Annotated in this window: 17 protein-coding genes and 2 pseudogenes; 12 read left to right on the forward strand and 7 right to left on the reverse strand. The window is 71.2% G+C overall.

Annotated elements, in window-relative coordinates:
- On the reverse strand, positions 1 to 189 hold a 189-nt coding region (locus tag ABZY44_RS34835), incomplete at its 3' end, for a hypothetical protein (protein ID WP_356661063.1).
- A 29-nt stretch (positions 190 to 218) separates the two neighbouring features.
- Positions 219 to 961: pseudogene (locus ABZY44_RS34840) on the reverse strand (IS256 family transposase); the annotation flags it as partial.
- A gap of 172 nt (positions 962 to 1,133) precedes the next feature.
- Here ABZY44_RS34840 and ABZY44_RS34845 point away from each other — a divergent pair.
- Both ABZY44_RS34845 and ABZY44_RS34850 read left to right on the forward strand, forming a co-directional pair.
- Complete coding sequence (locus tag ABZY44_RS34845) at positions 1,134 to 1,451, forward strand: hypothetical protein (RefSeq protein ID WP_356661031.1); 318 nt, start codon at positions 1,134 to 1,136, stop codon at positions 1,449 to 1,451.
- A 148-nt stretch (positions 1,452 to 1,599) separates the two neighbouring features.
- On the forward strand, positions 1,600 to 2,415 hold the full coding sequence (locus ABZY44_RS34850; protein ID WP_356661033.1) for a hypothetical protein: 816 nt from the start codon (positions 1,600 to 1,602) through the stop codon (positions 2,413 to 2,415).
- A gap of 207 nt (positions 2,416 to 2,622) precedes the next feature.
- On the opposite strand, the gene ABZY44_RS34855 is transcribed toward ABZY44_RS34850, so the two are convergent.
- Entirely contained in the window at positions 2,623 to 3,813 is a 1,191-nt protein-coding gene (locus ABZY44_RS34855) for a hypothetical protein (RefSeq protein WP_356661035.1), read from the reverse strand.
- 839 nt (positions 3,814 to 4,652) lie between these two features.
- Positions 4,653 to 4,871, reverse strand: coding sequence for a hypothetical protein (locus ABZY44_RS34860; protein WP_356661037.1), 219 nt, complete (start codon positions 4,869 to 4,871; stop codon positions 4,653 to 4,655).
- Between ABZY44_RS34860 and ABZY44_RS34865 the strand changes: the two genes are divergently transcribed.
- The 5 genes from ABZY44_RS34865 to ABZY44_RS34885 all read left to right on the forward strand — a co-directional run bounded on the left by ABZY44_RS34865 (position 4,870) and on the right by ABZY44_RS34885 (position 7,288).
- The gene (locus ABZY44_RS34865; protein WP_356661039.1) at positions 4,870 to 5,076 is read left to right on the forward strand and encodes a helix-turn-helix domain-containing protein; all 207 of its coding nucleotides are present in this window, start codon (positions 4,870 to 4,872) and stop codon (positions 5,074 to 5,076) included. The genes ABZY44_RS34860 and ABZY44_RS34865 overlap by 2 nt on opposite strands.
- 79 nt (positions 5,077 to 5,155) lie before the next feature.
- On the forward strand, positions 5,156 to 5,743 hold the full coding sequence (locus ABZY44_RS34870) for a TetR/AcrR family transcriptional regulator (protein WP_356661041.1): 588 nt from the start codon (positions 5,156 to 5,158) through the stop codon (positions 5,741 to 5,743).
- Between the two features lie 29 nt (positions 5,744 to 5,772).
- On the forward strand, positions 5,773 to 6,183 hold the full coding sequence (locus ABZY44_RS34875; protein ID WP_356661043.1) for a hypothetical protein: 411 nt from the start codon (positions 5,773 to 5,775) through the stop codon (positions 6,181 to 6,183).
- Between the two features lie 94 nt (positions 6,184 to 6,277).
- Entirely contained in the window at positions 6,278 to 6,517 is a 240-nt protein-coding gene (locus ABZY44_RS34880) for a transposase (protein ID WP_356661045.1), read from the forward strand.
- A 63-nt stretch (positions 6,518 to 6,580) separates the two neighbouring features.
- Positions 6,581 to 7,288 carry an IS3 family transposase gene (locus ABZY44_RS34885; protein ID WP_356661047.1) on the forward strand — a complete coding sequence of 236 codons (708 nt, stop codon included), beginning with the start codon at positions 6,581 to 6,583 and terminating at the stop codon, positions 7,286 to 7,288.
- A 5-nt stretch (positions 7,289 to 7,293) separates the two neighbouring features.
- Here ABZY44_RS34885 and ABZY44_RS34890 read toward each other — a convergent pair whose 3' ends face one another.
- Positions 7,294 to 8,325, reverse strand: a complete 1,032-nt coding sequence (locus tag ABZY44_RS34890) for a hypothetical protein (RefSeq protein ID WP_356661049.1) — start codon at positions 8,323 to 8,325, stop codon at positions 7,294 to 7,296.
- A 574-nt stretch (positions 8,326 to 8,899) separates the two neighbouring features.
- Here ABZY44_RS34890 and ABZY44_RS34895 point away from each other — a divergent pair.
- Positions 8,900 to 9,004, forward strand: a pseudogene (locus tag ABZY44_RS34895) (Sua5 family C-terminal domain-containing protein); the annotation flags it as partial.
- 19 nt (positions 9,005 to 9,023) lie between these two features.
- Here ABZY44_RS34895 and ABZY44_RS34900 read toward each other — a convergent pair.
- A complete protein-coding gene (locus ABZY44_RS34900; RefSeq protein ID WP_356661051.1) occupies positions 9,024 to 9,659 on the reverse strand; it encodes a carbonic anhydrase in 636 nt (211 codons plus the stop codon).
- Positions 9,660 to 10,328: 669 nt separating this feature from the next.
- Positions 10,329 to 10,637 (reverse strand): GNAT family N-acetyltransferase, encoded by a 309-nt coding sequence (locus tag ABZY44_RS34905; RefSeq protein ID WP_356661053.1) that lies wholly within the window; start codon positions 10,635 to 10,637, stop codon positions 10,329 to 10,331.
- A 287-nt stretch (positions 10,638 to 10,924) separates the two neighbouring features.
- Here ABZY44_RS34905 and cseB point away from each other — a divergent pair, with 287 nt between their 5' ends.
- From cseB to ABZY44_RS34925, 4 genes are all read left to right on the forward strand, one after another.
- Positions 10,925 to 11,617, forward strand: a complete 693-nt coding sequence (gene cseB, locus ABZY44_RS34910) for a two-component system response regulator CseB (RefSeq protein ID WP_356661061.1) — start codon at positions 10,925 to 10,927, stop codon at positions 11,615 to 11,617.
- A 38-nt stretch (positions 11,618 to 11,655) separates the two neighbouring features.
- Positions 11,656 to 12,870 (forward strand): HAMP domain-containing sensor histidine kinase, encoded by a 1,215-nt coding sequence (locus ABZY44_RS34915; protein WP_356661055.1) that lies wholly within the window; start codon positions 11,656 to 11,658, stop codon positions 12,868 to 12,870.
- Positions 12,871 to 13,066: 196 nt separating this feature from the next.
- Positions 13,067 to 13,858: an ABC transporter ATP-binding protein gene (locus ABZY44_RS34920; RefSeq protein ID WP_356661057.1), complete on the forward strand. Its 792-nt coding sequence runs from the start codon at positions 13,067 to 13,069 to the stop codon at positions 13,856 to 13,858.
- A gap of 92 nt (positions 13,859 to 13,950) precedes the next feature.
- On the forward strand, positions 13,951 to 15,163 hold a 1,213-nt coding region (locus tag ABZY44_RS34925), incomplete at its 3' end, for an ATPase, T2SS/T4P/T4SS family (RefSeq protein WP_356661059.1).

A 15,163-nucleotide genomic window follows, 5' to 3' on the forward strand; every position in this document is an offset into this window, starting at 1 on the left:
GTCCCGGATCCGGGACATGCGCGCGGCCGGCGCCGAAGGCGGTGTCGTCAGGGATTGCGCGGGCGCGCCCACGAGCCGCCCGACCGTGGTGAAGGACGGGTCGTCCTTCCAGGCGGTGGTGTCGGTCCCGAGGCGGGCCATGCGCGCGGCGAGAAGACCGGTGCCGCCCTGGTCGCGGATCTGGTCCATACGGTGGGCCCGCAGGGGGCGACCGTCCCGATCGCGTCGGGCAGCCCCTTCAGCCCGTCGCAGACGACCGTGCAGACGTCTTCCGTGCCGCGATTCTTGATCTCGGTGAGGACCTGAAGCCAGTATGTGGCGGCACCCTCGCCTCCGTCGCCGGCCCACAGGCCCAGGATCTCGCGAGTGCCCTCGACGGTGACCGCCAAAACCACGTAGACCGGCCTGTTGGCCACCTTCCCGCCCCGCAGTTTCACGTGGACACAGTCGATGAACAGGAACCGGGTAGACCGAGTCCAGGGGCCGGTTCTGCCATTCAGTCATGCCGCCGATCACCTTGTCGGTCATCGTGGAGATGGTGCTCTTGGAGACCTCGGCGCCGTAGACCTCCGCCAGGTGGGCCGAGATCTCCCCATGGGTCAGGCCGCGGGCGGACAAGGACAGAACCATCTCGTCGACGCCGGCCAGACGCCGCTGCCGCTTCCGGACGATCTGCGGCTCGAAGCTACCCTCGCGGTCCCGAGGCACCTCGATCTCCACCGGCCCGACCTCGGTGAACCACGGTCCTCGAGCGGGTGCCGTTGCGGGTGTTGCCCGAGCCGGCCTTCTCGTGCTTCTCATGCCCGAGGCGGTCGGTGATCTCGCCCTCGAGGGCGGACTCGAGGATCTTCTTCGTCAGCAGCTACAGCAGGCCACCCTGGCCGGTCAGCTCGATCCCGTTCACCTGGGCCCGGTCCACCAGCTGACTGATCAGCTGGTCATCCAGAACGTCCGGTGCCAGCCCGGCCGGCTGCACTTCCTCCACGGCCGCCTCAGCGGGACGATCACGTCTGTCATCAGGTGTCACTTCCTACGCGAAGATCCACCGTTGACCGTACAGACCCGCACTTCAGTTTGGCCACTGAGCATTTCAGTCGGCCGCTCGTGCGCTCAGTGCTGTGAAAGGCTGAGGCATGCCCCACCACCTGCGGTTCTTCTTCGAGTACGGTGTCGACACCCCGTTGTGGCCAGGCCCGTCGGACATGCCCGACCTCGACAGCCCCTACGGGTACCCCTGCGCCCCGGCGAAACTGCCCATCACTCCGGTTACCAGCAACGAGCTCACGAGGCTTGCCGACCTGTACCAGTCCTCACTCGACTGGGACCACCCGGCGGGTCCCTCGCCCTGGACCCTTGAGCAGCAGGAATCGTTCCAGTGTGAGGCCAATGCAGCACTGGAAGCGTTGCGCCGCGAGCTGGGCGACGGTTGGACGGTTGAGGACCGAAGCTGAGTCCCGCCTGCGGCCAATAAGTGTGCTCAGCTGGCCAACTACGGGGTTCTGACCGCGCTTCCGTGATGGCTACGTCAGAAAGGCGGCCCACTTCCAAACCGGGGAGGCGCCTGGGCAGCGCAGGACTTCGTGCCCATAGCCTGAGGTGATGTACGAGACCTCAGCGGCTCTGGCGACCGCGCGCTGGCCGCTTGCCGCGTCCGCAGAGACCGACTGGCTGCGGGAACTGGCCGACGACGACGGGCTCACCGGTTTCATGCCGCCGGCGCTACCCGACGCGGCCTGGGTGCTCCACTCAATGTACGAACACGAACTCGGGCCCTTCGACATGTCGTACGTCGCGTACCAGCGTGCCTTCCTGAACAGCAAGGGCGACGGCTCCGAGATCATCCCGGGTCTCGACCCCGCAGAGGTGTTCGACGATCTCTCGGACACCTTCGCCCCGTCCAAAGGCGAGCGCCCTGGGCCACGCTGGCGCCGCCTGCGCTGGGCAGAGCTCGCCCGGCGGACCGGCGATCCCGTGGCCGCCGAGGGGCGTCTGCCCTGCCACACATCCTTCCCTTCGCTGCGCGACTCGGGCGGGTGGCCGGTCGGCATCACGGGTCCGTCCGAGGGCAGCCTGGACCGCTCCGACTGGAACCGGCTGGTCGAGATCTTCATCGAGCACAGCCCGCAGGGCGCGGACACCCGATGCCTGGCCTACTACACCCCGCTTGTGCTCGGGGCAGAGGACTTCGACAACCTGCACCTCCGGGCAGGCCGGCTCGCAGACGCGAAGGCCCTGTACGACCACCCCGAAGAAGACGCGTGGAGCCCGTCCAACCTCTGGGCCCACGACCGGTCCTGGGTCCTGTGCACGGACTACGACTTGTGGGCCACCAAGGTCGCCGGCCCGGTCCCGCTCGTCGAGGCCCTCCTCCACGACTCGGAGATCGAGGCCGTACGACTGCCCTGGGCCCCCTGATCCGACTGCCCGACCTGGGATGGCGATGGTCGCCCCACTCCCCACCTGGGTCGTCAGTTCGGCGTCAGGTAGTTCGGCGCTGTCGCCGATCTTGTGACGCTGCGTCGGCCTGACGGCCCTGGTGGTGCTGGCGGAAGTGGTCGGGTACCTCTCGCTGGACGGCGGGCTGATCGCGCTGCAGGCCAGGCACCAGCCGCTCGCCTGAGGTCAGCGTGCCCGGGCGAGGTCCAGCAGGTGGTGCATGACCGCCACCGGCAGTGCTGGATTGCCTGCGGCAGCCGCAGCATGTGCCGGCAGGGTGAGCCGCCGGAGAAGTTCGTCGGCGGGCAGCCTGGGGTGGCGCACCGCCCAGCCGCCCACCTCGGGGTCGTCGGCGAGCCGCAGCACCAGCTCCGGCCCGGCCTCCGGGTCATCCAACGCGGCGTGCCGCAGCCGTGGGTTGGGGTCGTCGGCGAACCGGGCCAACCCGGGCTGGGCGAAGTTGCGGTGGTTGCGGTACCCCGACCAGTACCGGTCCTGCACCGTGGCGTACAGCTCCACCAGCAGCTCGTGCGGCGCGTCCTCGCACTCCTCGGCCAGCGTGCGCCGCACCCACTCGTCCTCGTCCGCGGCCAGCAGGGCCACCACGCCCGGCGCCAGGTGCGGTTGAGCCGCGAGCACCCGCCGCAGCCCGACGTGCGCCGACCGCGCGATCCGGCGGGCTGCCTCCGGGTCGGTCGCCTGCCGTGCGATCCAGGGCGGCGGCGACCAGAAGTGCTGCCACACCGTGCAAGGGATAGCCGTGCGCTGTTCCTCCGTCAGCTCCTCCCGCATCGACACCGCGAGCCGGACGTCGTTCTCGGGATCCTCCGCCAGTCGCAGGGCCAGGACGGTCGGTACCTCGGGATCAGCGGCGGCCTTCATCCGCACCGCCGGATCCGGGTGCGTCACCCGCTGCTCCGCCGTCAGCACGGGCGGCGGCTCCTGCACCGCGACGGGCGGTTTCTCACTCTCGCCGACGATCCGCCGGATCTTCGGTTCCAGGTCCTGCGCCAGGATCTCCAGCACCCCGGCAGGGATACGGCGCTTGTACTCGAAGAGCATCACCGCGTACACGAACCGGACCCGTGGTTCCGGATCCCGCGCGAGCCGGGCCAGCACGTCCACGTCCGCCGTCGCGTTCTCGGTCACGTCCAGCCGGTGCTGGATCTGCGGCGAAGCCACCAGTAGCTCCGTCGCTGCGGCATCCAAGGTCCTGTACTTGAGCCAGAAGCTCGGTATCGGTAGCTCGTCGAACTCCAGCAGCCGGGCCAGCGTCTCCACCGGCAGCACCTGATTGCTCGCCAGCCCCTGGAGCCAGCCGTCCACCACATCGTCATCCGCAGCTGCCCGCGCCAGCGCCCCACCCAGTCCGTCCATCCCGCCATTCTCGCTGCCCCGACGCCGTGGGCTCGCCGCTGACCGGCGCCACCAGGCCCGCCCAGCACTGGCGCACGCCCGGCATGGAGAAGCACGGAAAGGGACGCTGGGGCCGGAAAATCCGGCGCCTCGGCTGCCTGTTCCCGCATCAAACGCCACTGCAGCTCCACGACCGCGGCCGGCCCGCGGCCGTGCGCCTCGGCGCGCTCGCTGGAGTGCAGAAACGGCAGCTCCGCCCGCAGCTCCCGCAGGTTCCCGCCCCGCCCCCACGCCACGCCCGACCTGACGACATCCGCCAGGTCGGGCGCGGATTCGCGGAGGTCAACGAGCTGGCCGCTACCGGCTGTCCCTCAGCGCCATCGGCCGCCGTCTACAGCTTGACCGCAAGACGGTCCGGCGCTACCGGAACAAGGACCTGGCAGGCCTCCTCGCCTCGGCGCAGGACCGCGGGCACGGTGTCCTCAAGGGCAGCTCTTTTGTCCCCCGTGCCCGAAGGGCACATAGGGGCGGCTCAGCCCGCAGGGCTGTCCTTTAACCGCGTATTGATCAGACGAGAGGGGCGGCGTGCGCCGCCCCTCTTTCACCTTTCCGGCCGTCCGGCCCGGTCTCAGCTATCCCAGCCCGGGTCCACCGCTCCCGCGAGCACAGAAGCTATGTCGCGCCACGTGCACCCAGGGCTCGCGCACGTCGCCCAACCGCGGCTTTGCATCACCACCCGGCCCCCGCACGCCGGGCAGGTGTGCGGAGCCCAGCGCGAAGCGCCGCCGAAGGCGCCCTTGACCGCTCGGCACAGCCGGCACACTCATTCAGTTGGCGGGCCGGGGAACGGGGCGGGAGCCTCAGACGGTCGGGGACGCGGTGTAGTCGTGGCGCTGGTAGCCGCGTCCGTCGCCCTGCCAGTCGAGGAGCAGCGCCGCGTTGGCCAGGGCCCCGCGGCCTGCGCGGCGGCTGATCGTCGGCGTGCGGTAATGGGCGTCGTAGTCGGCGCCGGACGCACGTGCTGACCTCCAGCTGTGCTCGATGGCGGTGAAGTCCCGATCGACGACCACGGCCCTCATGTCCCAGCGCACCATGGACGGGCTGGCGGCCGCCCGAGCAGGCCGCAATGGCGGCCAGAAACCCAAACTCGCCCCCCGCCAGGTGATGCTGGCCCGCCAGATGTACGACTCCGGCGACTTCACCGTCCAGCAGATCGTCGACGGATTCGGCGTCACCCGCCCCACCATCTACCGCCACCTCAGCAGGGTTTCCCGTCAACGGTGATCGACCCCGCCCGAGGCGGAGGAGACGCCCCGGGCGCCACCGCTTGTTTATCAAACGGGTCGACCCGTAAAGTGTGGGCATGAGTTCCTCTCCGCCTCCCAGGGGGCGTCCCAGGGATCCCCGGTCGCACGAGGCGATCATCAGCGCGACCGCCGCTCTGGTGGCCGAAGTCGGCTACGCGGCGACCTCGATCGGGGCTGTTGCCGCCCGCGCCGAGGTCGGAAAAGACACCATCTACCGGCGGTGGTCGGGGAAGGCGGAGCTGGTCTTCGAAGCCGTGTTCACGACCACCGACGATTCCCCCGTACCGGACACGGGAACGCTCACCGGAGATCTGACCGTACTGCTCGGATCCCTGGTCGATGAGTACCGCACGCCGGCCAGCACTGCGGCGCTGCCGGGGCTGCTCGCCGATTTCGCCGCCGATCCGGCCCTGAAGGCGCGTATCCGTACGGACTTCTTGGCTCCGTCGAAGGAGCGGCTGGCGGTCATCTTCGACCGGGCCGCGCAGCGCGGCGAGATCGCCGCCGGCACTCCGGTCAACCTGGTCCTGGACACGTTGGCCGGAGCGGTGTTCTTCCATGTCGCGCTGGTCGGGGAAACCCCGACGCCGCAGCTGGCCGGCCAACTGGCCGCGATGGTCTCGCGCGGCATCGAGATCCGATGAACGCCCGCCACCCCACAACGGAGGTTTCCGTGTCTGACGCCGCCCTCACCACCCCCGCAACCCCGGCCGGCCGCCGCTGGCCGCTGTGGACAGCCGCCGCTCTCGCCGCGGGCATCACCGGACTTCACCTGCTCGGCACCCCGGAGTTCGTCGATCCGCTGCTCGGCGCCGACCTCGACGCCTCCGTCATCCAGCTCTTCCGCGTGCTGTGGCACGTGTGCTCACTGCTGCTCGCGGCCCTCGCAGTCGCCCTGACCTGGGCCGCACGCGCTGAGCGGACGGCCGCACGGCCGGTCCTGGCCTTCGCCTGGTTCATCGCCGCCGCATTCACCTGCGTATTCTTCGCCGTCGATCTGGCAGCCTTCGGAGGCGCGGTGTTCACCCTGCCCCAGTGGACCCTGTTCGTGCCGCTGCTCGTGCTGATACCGCTGTCCCGCTGACCGGCCTGTCGGGCGTTTGGGCCTTGACTCCGGGTTTTGGACACTGGAGACACTTGGGATTTTGATGATCCAGGAGAACTGAGTCCCCGTTGGGGTGAGGCACTATCCCGCCGAGTTCAAGGCGGACGCGGTCACGTTGTACCGCTCGCGGCCGGGAGCGACGGTCAAGTCCGTCGCCGGCGATCTCGGAGTGAACACCGAGACACTTCGGAACTGGATCAAGGCTGCCGACGGGGCGCCGGCCCGCCGCCCCCTCCGCACCGCTGGCCGCTGCGCAGGTCGACGTCGACGACATTCAGGTGGAGCTGGTCGCTGCCCGGAAGGGGATCCGTGAGCTGGAGGAAGAGCGTGACGTTCTCCACAAGGCTGCCCAGTATTTCGCGACGGAGACGCGCTGGTGAACCGGTGCCGGTTCGTTGAACATCACCAGCGGCGTCACGGCGCGAAGCGGCTCTGCGACATCCTCGGCCTTCCCCGCTCGAGCTTCTACTACTGGCGCCGCACCACGGTCGCAAGGGCGGCCAGGCAGGCCGTCGAGGCCGGCATCGCGGCTCGGATACGCAAGGTCCACCAGGACTCCGACGGCACGTACGGAGCCCCAAGGATCCCCGCCGAACTCCGCGACGAGGGCGGCCCGGCGGTCAACCACAAGCGTGTCGCCAGGATCATACGGACCATCGGGCTCGAGGGGGCCCGTCTGCGTCGCCGGCACCGCACCACCGTCGCGGACCAGGCGGCGCCGAAGGCGCCGGCGACCGTCATCGACCTCGTCTCCCGCCGGCTGGCCGGATGGGCCATCGCCGACAACATGCGGACGGAACTCGTCACTGACGCCCTGACAGCAGCCGAGCGGACCCGCCGGGGGGCCTCCATCTGCATGACCAGCGCCTTCCACTCGGCGTTGCAGGGGAAGGAATGGGGTGGCCATCCAGGTGAAGCGGGCGGCGATCTGATCACCGCGGATGCCCGACAGGAGGCTGCCACCCTCGATGTCGATGCCCGCGTAGGCGAAGGTAGCCGGTATGCGTTCGGAGAAGTACTTCAAGGTGTCCTTGGCTTCGGCTCCGGGGTCCGCGTCCGTGCGTCCTCCTGCGTTGCTCCCTAAGGCAGTTACTGGATGCTCGTGAGGTGCGGATGTCCTGGGTCGGCTGGGCAGGCGAAGACGTTTAGCTTGCCCGACCGGCCCACCTCGACCCCGGAGTGCGCGCCGCCTCCGCTGACATCCGGATCCCGTTCCTCCAGCGGCATCCAGCTGCCACTTCCGCCGTCCCACTCCGAACTGTCGATGGTCAGCAGCAGTTCCATCGGGGCCGCGCAGGCCGGGCACTGCAGGACGGCGGCGTCGGTCAGGTTCCAGGATGCGTAGCCGCCGGCACGCCAGCCGGGCGGGATGGACAGGTCGAACTGGTAGGTCGGCCAGTCCCATTCCTCCACGCCGGCCTCCTCGGCCTCCTCCTCGAGGGCCTCTTCCCTGGCTTCGATCCGGGCGCACAGCTCTTCGGGCAGCAGCCCGGCGAAGGGGTACGTGACCACCTGCTCCGGGTGCAGCACGCACGGCTCGGGTACGTATCCCTCGGAGCCCACGACCTCCGGCAGGGGCGGCTGCGCCAGCACCCCGACGACCTCCCACGACCGGCGCCAGCGCAAGTCGAGCAGCATGCCGGTCCGGTTCCCGCCGTGCGCGTCGAAGGGGCACCAGAACACCTGGAGCAGATCGCGGTCCTCCGGTCCCGCGAGCAGGTCGGGCACGTCCCGGCGGTACAGCTGGGCCAGGCCGATCATCGGGAGCGGATCCGACTCCCCGCTCTCCCCCGCCGCCCGGTGCCTGCGCTGGAGCTCCTCCAAGAGCCCCCGCTCCTCGTCCGTGAGGCCGGAGCCCGGGTCCCGCGCCCACGCGGCGGCCCAGAGCTGCCGCTCCCGGTGGATGTCCGCGGGGCGTCGGCCGCGCCCGTGGGGGTGCGGATCGGTGCACACCGGCCACGGATCTTCCGCCGGCCAGAGCATCGGCCCGCCCACGGAGCTCACCGACGCGTCGGGGCTGCCCCGCCTCGGGTGCAGCCGGGTGGTCGTGCCTCGGTGGGCCGCGATCCCGGGGAAGAGCCCCTCGACGTCGAGCGGGCGCGGTGGCGTGGTTCTCGTCATGATTCCGAAACCCTAAGGCAGCGGCCGCCCCGGCCGTCAGCCAGCCGGGCGCCGGGCCGAGAGGGTTCGGCGCCGATTGTCCGTTGTTCGGCTTCGGACAGCGGGGAGTTGTTCCTACTTCTCAGCGACATCCCGGGTACCAGTGACCACGAGACGTTTCTGGACGCCTGTCGATGGCCTTGAAGTTCTCACCGTATGTTCAGGATTCGGTGTCAAGGCCCACCATCAGCCGCCCGGGCCAACTACCCTGGTCAGCGGACTGATTGCCGCCGCTTCCCATGACGATTCGCGAACCGTCGCGAGTTCGCACCGGATGCGATTGGCGGCGCTTGGTACAGCGGTACTGGGCACGGTGGAGGGCTTCGAGCTGGCTCGCCAGCTCCTGCCGTGCGGTCGACGTCCTGGCGTATCCGATGCGGACCGGGCGCTTGGCGTGGGCCGCGGTTACGGCGGCGAAGGCGGGGCCAAGGGAACAGTGGCGGGGCCCGTATTCCAATAAGTGCTCGGTAGAGGGGTGTTGGTGGGAGTCTGAGATATGACTCCGTGTCTGTCACGCCGTGCTGCCACCCGTGCTCAAGGGTGCGACCTCATCATCGCGTCCCTGCCGCTGGAGGAGGGGCTGGGGCCGGCGATCGCCAACCGGCTGCTGCGGGCCGCGGGGCCCCGGCCCTCCCGGTGAGCGGCTACGCCCGGGACGGTCAGGACCCGGTGGGGACGGCCGCGTCGATTCCGCGGGCGGCGACGAGCTGTGCACTGCCGTCGGCAAGCCGGTAGGACAGCCCCACTACTGCCAGGCGGCCGTCGGCAACCCGTTCGGCCAGCACGCGGGAGCGTTCGAGCAGCAGGTCCAGGGTGTGCTCTATGTGCTCGGCCAGGATCTCCTCGGCCGTCTCGCGTCCGGCGGCACGGGCTGCCAGCACGCTCGGGGTCACTCGTTCGACGACGTCCCGGACGAAGCCGCCTGGCGTCTGTCCGTCTTCCAGGGCGGAGCACGCTGCGGCGACGGCGCCGCACGAGTCGTGGCCGAGGACAACGACCAGGGGCGCGTTGAGGACGCTCACGCCGAATTCGATGCTGCCGAGCACTTCCGTACCGGCGACATGCCCGGCGGTGCGGACCACGAACAGGTCGCCCAGGCCGCGGTCGAAGATGATCTCGGCGGCCAGCCGGGAGTCGGAGCACCCGAACAGCACGGCGAAGGGCTGCTGGGACGGTGCGGTCTCGGTGCGGCGGGTGGCGTCCTGGTTCGGGTGCTCGGGGGTGCCGGAGACGAAGCGCTGGTTGCCGGCCATGAGCAGCGCGAAGGCGTCGCGGGGCGTCTGGGTCTCATTCATGGACGCAGCCTACGAGGCGGCACCGGCCGTCGTCGCGACCGGTTCCGCCGGAAGGCGCCGGGGCACGTGATGCGGCCGGCCCCGGCACTACCGCGCAGCACATCCACGGATCCACCACCGGGCACGACGTCCATCGCCCCGACGCGAGCGCCGACAGGAACGGCGACGGCATCGTCACCACGGCCGAGGGCCTGCCCGCCTACGACATCTCGAGCCCAAGCTGCCCCAGGAAGCCACCTCACCGGCCAGCTGCGGCATGCTTCACGGCGCGACCGGCCATGCCCCCTCGATGAGCGGGGCACTGGCCCGGCGAATCCCACGCCAGGCCTGGGGCCGGTAGTCAATCGACTCCCGCCCGTCCTCACTCCCCCGCACCCTGAGCCGCAGACGTTCCCGAAACTCGCCTATAAGGCCGCAAGGGACAAGTCCGCGGCAGCAGCCACCTGCTCATGATCTTGGCTGTCGGGCAGGAAAGGCGGGCATCAGGCGCGGTCCGGCTCATCACGGCGAAGGGTTCGGCCAGATGCAGGGGCGGGGCCACTCCTTCGAGGGTACGTACGGGCCCGGGCCAAGCCGCGCTACGGCGCCCGACGAAGGACGAAGAAGGGGTGCGGACCCCGGCCCGGGGCCGTTGGTGCTCGCGCGCCACTGAAGCAGCAAGGGGAGTCCCTATGTTTCGCTCGCGGGTTGTTCGACGCTCACGTCCTGGTCGAGCGGGTGCCATCCGAGGCTCTGGTACAACGGCACGAGCGCAGGCTGGCAGAACAGCAGCGCGTGGTGTGGGCTCATGGCGCAAGCACGGTCGAGTGCCGCTGCGACCACGCGTCGCGCCAGCTCCTGTCCTCGCATGTCGGATGCGACGGCCCTTCCACCGACGCCCACCACCTCTGTCCTGACCTCGCCGATCGCGACAGGCAGCCACAGCAGGCCCGCGTGTGCCATAAGCCGGGCGCCGTGTCTGATACCGAAGTCGGGCATGGGACCGGCAACCTGCGGCGCGGCGGCGCGGGAGATCCGGGCCCCCGTCGCAGGGCGCGGCCCGCTGGGCCGCGCTGCTCTGTATCCGGCGGGTATCGGGGAGCGCTCGACCGTCCATCGGTTCGGGTACACGTGCCCCTCGCCGGGGGAACGGCGGCGACCGAGGCCATATCGTTGCTTTCAGGTCTTCCGGTCTTCAGGTACCCGTGCCAACCGTTTCCGCCGAACAGGAGTCGCCCGCCGTGTCCGCCGCCGCCCCGCCTCCCGCCGCAGCGCAACCCGTCCGCGTGCTGCTGGTGGAAGACGACGAACTGATGCGCCGGTCCTTCACCGTCGCCCTGGAGCGCTACGGATACCAGGTGCGGGCCGCCGCCGACGGGCTGACGGGACTGGAGTCCTTCCGCGACGACGGCTTCGACCTGCTGATCCTGGACGTGATGCTGCCCGGACTCGACGGGATCGGCCTGTGCCGCAGGGTCCGGGAGAGCAGCCTGGTCCCGATCCTGATGATGTCGGCCCGCGGCGACGGGCTGGACATCGTCGCCGGCCTGGAGGCCGGGGCGGACGACTACGTGGTCAAACCCGTGGAGACGGGCGTCCTCGTGGCCCGCATCCGCTCACTGCTGCGGCGCGCCACCTATCCCCCCTCCCCGGCGCCCGGGCAGAGCGCCGACGCGCCGACGCCGTCCGGCGCGGCTCTGCTGGTCTTCGGCGACCTGGCCATCGACACCGGCGGCCTCGAGGTGTCCGTCGGCGGGGTCCCGGTGGCGCTGACCCCGACCGAACTGAAGCTGCTGCTGGAGTTCGCCGCCCACCCGGGCATCGTGCTGGAGCGGCACACCCTGCTGCGCGACGTCTGGGACTACGGATGGGACGGCGACAGCCGGGTCGTGGACCTGTGCGTGCAGCGGCTGCGCGGGAAACTCGGCCGGGACCGGATCGAGACGGTCCGCGGCTTCGGCTACAAGCTCAGGCGCTGAGCCCGGTGCGCCCCTTCGGCCGGCCGCGTCCGGGTCGCGTGCCCCTCCGGTGGAAGATCGCCGCACTCGCCGCCGCCACGGCCTGCCTGGTCTCGGCGGCGGTGGGCGGGCTCGTACATCTCTGGACCGCACGGGACATCCGCGAGCGCGCCGCCATGCGCGCCTCCAACACCGTGTACACCGCCATGGACGCCTACCGGCGCACCGGCACCCTGATCGACGGCGCCGACCTCGACCCGTCCGAGCTGCCCGCCGCCCTGCGGAACCCGGTCGACGCCGGCCGGCACACCGCCTCGGACGGGCACGTCGAAGGGAACCTCGGGCCGTCCCTCTGGGCCGCCCAGCGCACCGGCGGCCCGGACAGCCCGGTCCTCGCTGTCCGCGTCAACATGAGTCCGGAGCTCCACGACCTGTACCGGCTCGACCTGACCATGGCCGCGGCGTCGCTGATCGCGCTCGCAGCCGCCATCCCCCTGGCGGTCTACGGATCCGGCGTGCTCGGCCGCCGGCTGCGCCGGGTCTCCGAGACCGCGGGCCGGATCTGCGCCGGGGACCTGGACGCCCGTACGGGACCCACCGCCCGCCGCGACGAGGTGGACGACATCGCCGCCAGCGTCGACCTCATGGCCGACACCCTGGGCCGGCGGCTGCGCGACGAGCGCCGGTTCACCGCCGACGTGGCCCACGAACTGCGCACGCCCGTCGGCGGTCTGCTGGCCGCCGCCGATCTGCTGCCGGGCGGCGAGACGGAAGACCTGCTCCGGGCACGGGTTCGCGATCTGCGCGGGCTGGTCGAGGACCTCCTGGAGATTTCCCGGCTGGACGCGGGCGCCGAACTGCCGGTCCACGCCCGGGTCCCGCTCGGCGCGGTCGTCTCCGAGGCCGTGATGCGCACCGGCCTCGCCACCGAGGTCGCCGTCGACCCGGGGGCCGGGACCGTGGAGACCGACCCGCGCCGGCTGGAACGGATCGTGGGCAACCTCGTCGTCAACGCCCACCGGCACGGGAACGCTCGGGTCCGGGTCAGCGTCGAGGGCCGCACCGTCGTCGTACGCGACCACGGCCCCGGTTTCCCCGCGGACCTCCTGCGCGAAGGGCCCCGGCGCTTCCACACGGGCCGGGCGGAACGCGGCACCGGTCACGGGCTGGGCCTGACCATCGCCCTGGGCCAGGCCGGGGTGCTCGGCGCGGAACTCCGCTTCGGCAACGCTCCCGACGGGGGCGCCGTCGCCACGCTGCGCCTGCCGGACTGACCTCCGCCGACCGGTGGGGGCTCCGCCGCGGGCTCGGGTCGGGCTCCGCTCGCGCTCGGCTCGGGCTCGGCCCGGGCTCGGGTGCTACAGAACCGATACGCGGCGGAGCGAGCGCCGGAACACGGTGGTCCGGGCCCCGATACCTTCCCCCGACACCCTTCGGAGTGCACCCGTCCGCACCCGAAGAGGAGCCACCGTGACCGCCGACCCCCCTGCCCCGCACACCCCGCCCACCCTCCGCACTCCGGCCGGGATCGCGGCCGCCACCACCGGCCTGTCGAAGGTCTACGGCAGCGGTGACACCCGCGTCGTCGCCCTGGACGAGGTCGGCGTCTCCTTCCGCGAGGGCGAGTTCACCGCGATCATGGGCCCCTCCGGCTGCGGCAAGTCCACGCTGATGCACTGCGCCGCCGGGCTCGACTCCTTCGACTCCGGCTCCGTCCGCATCGGCACCACCGAACTGTCCACCCTGAACGACGAGCAGCTCACCCGGCTGCGCCGGGACCGGATCGGCTTCGTCTTCCAGGCGTTCAACCTGCTGCCCACACTGAGCGCCCTGGAGAACATCACCCTGCCGCTGACCCTCGCCGGCCGTACTCCCGACCGGCAGTGGCTGGACCACCTGGTGTCGATGACCGGCCTCACCGACCGCCTCGGCCACCGCCCCGGGCAGCTCTCCGGCGGGCAGCAGCAGCGCGTGGCGGTGGCCCGGGCCCTGGTCTCCCGCCCCGCGATCGTCTTCGCCGACGAGCCCACCGGCAACCTCGACTCCCGTGCGGGGGCCGAGGTCCTCGGCTTCCTCCGCGAGTCGGTGCGCGAGCTGGGCCGGACCGTGGTCATGGTCACCCACGACCCCGTCGCCGCCGACTATGCCGACCGCGTGGTCTTCCTCTCCGACGGCCGTCTGGTCGACGAGATGGCGCGGCCGACCGCGGACCGGGTCCTGGACCGGATGAAGGCCTTCGACGCCCGCTCGCACGCGAGCTGACCCACCCCGGCCCCTGCCGCTCCGGCCCCCGGTCCGCTCCCCCTCCAGCCACCCGCTCGCCTCCGCCGAGCCCTCCCCCAGGATCCGCACCCATGTTCCGTACCGCCCTGCGCAACGTGCTCGCGCACAAGGCCCGCCTGCTGATGACCGTGTTCGCGGTCCTGCTCGGGGTCACCTTCGTCACCGGCAGCCTCGTCTACGGCGACAGCCTGAAACAGGCCGCCGTCGACCGGGCGAGCGCCGGCTACGACCGCGTCTCCCTCAACGTCGCGGCCAACACCCTCCCAGGCGCCCCTCCGACCACCCTCGACGCCCGCACCGCAGCTATCCTGGCCGAGGTCCCCGGCGTTGCCGCCGTCGCCGGCCGGGTCGGGGGCTTCGCCGCCGTCGCCGACCACGAAGGCCGACTCCTCGGCAGCGCCACCTCGCGCGAGGGAGGCAACTTCGCCCCCGGCAAGGACGGAAGTGACCCCGCCTACCGGTTCACCGCGGGCTCGGGCCCGGCCGGCGAGCACACGGTCGCCCTCGACGAGGCCTCCGCCGTCAAGGGCGGTTACCGCGTCGGTGACACCCTGCGCGTGGGTACGGCCGCGGGCGCGGCCTCGTACACCCTCAGCGGGGTCTTCCGTACCGACGCCTCGAAGCTCTCCCCCGGCGGCAGCCTGACGCTGTTCGCCGACGCCACGGCCCAGCGGCTGTTCCTGCGGCCCGGTCGGTACACGAACATCGAGATCACCGCCGCCCCCGGTACCGACGTGAGCCGGCTCGTGGAGCGTGTCGAACCGGTACTGCCGAAGGACACCACCGCTGTCACCGGCTCCCGGCTCGCCGAACTCCAGGCGAATCTGGCCTCCAGCGACAGCGACACCATGAGCCAGATCATGCTGGGCTTCGCGGCGGTCGCCCTGTTCGTGGCCGCCTTCCTCATCTCCAACACCTTCACCATGCTGGTCTCCCGGCGCACCAGGGAGCTGGCCCTGATGCGGGCCGTCGGCGCCTCCCGCAAGCAGGTGCGCCGCATCCTGCTGACGGAATCCGTCCTGGTCGGCCTGATCGCCTCCGTGGCCGGCGTCGTCGCCGGCACCGGGGTCGCCGCCCTGCTCCAAGCCCTCTTCACGCCCGTCGACGGGCCGGCCGCCCCGCTGGTCCTCTCCCCCGCCACCGTGCTCACGGCGCTGACTGTCGGCACCGCCCTGCCCGTGCTCGCCGCCCGCGACCTGGTCCGCAACTCCCTGCGCATGCGCCCCGACCGCATCATCGTCGGCGAGGTCCGCGGCGGCGAGACGCTCGACATGCTCCAAGCGA

Origin of the sequence: Streptomyces sp. NPDC006544 (genome assembly GCF_040611715.1) — a bacterium.
In the GTDB taxonomy this organism is placed as follows: domain Bacteria; phylum Actinomycetota; class Actinomycetes; order Streptomycetales; family Streptomycetaceae; genus Streptomyces.

What these genes read in the sequence shown, in the direction of transcription:
- ABZY44_RS34905 (WP_356661053.1), bottom strand. Translation starts at nt 10,637, where the DNA reads ATGCCCGACTTCGGTATCAGACACGGCGCCCGGCTTATGGCACACGCG.
- ABZY44_RS34870 (WP_356661041.1), top strand. Translation starts at nt 5,156, where the DNA reads ATGAGTTCCTCTCCGCCTCCCAGGGGGCGTCCCAGGGATCCCCGGTCG.
- ABZY44_RS34850 (WP_356661033.1), top strand. Translation starts at nt 1,600, where the DNA reads ATGTACGAGACCTCAGCGGCTCTGGCGACCGCGCGCTGGCCGCTTGCC.
- ABZY44_RS34865 (WP_356661039.1), top strand. Translation starts at nt 4,870, where the DNA reads ATGTCCCAGCGCACCATGGACGGGCTGGCGGCCGCCCGAGCAGGCCGC.
- ABZY44_RS34845 (WP_356661031.1), top strand. Translation starts at nt 1,134, where the DNA reads ATGCCCCACCACCTGCGGTTCTTCTTCGAGTACGGTGTCGACACCCCG.
- ABZY44_RS34900 (WP_356661051.1), bottom strand. Translation starts at nt 9,659, where the DNA reads ATGAATGAGACCCAGACGCCCCGCGACGCCTTCGCGCTGCTCATGGCC.
- ABZY44_RS34855 (WP_356661035.1), bottom strand. Translation starts at nt 3,813, where the DNA reads ATGGACGGACTGGGTGGGGCGCTGGCGCGGGCAGCTGCGGATGACGAT.
- ABZY44_RS34890 (WP_356661049.1), bottom strand. Translation starts at nt 8,325, where the DNA reads ATGACGAGAACCACGCCACCGCGCCCGCTCGACGTCGAGGGGCTCTTC.
- ABZY44_RS34860 (WP_356661037.1), bottom strand. Translation starts at nt 4,871, where the DNA reads ATGAGGGCCGTGGTCGTCGATCGGGACTTCACCGCCATCGAGCACAGC.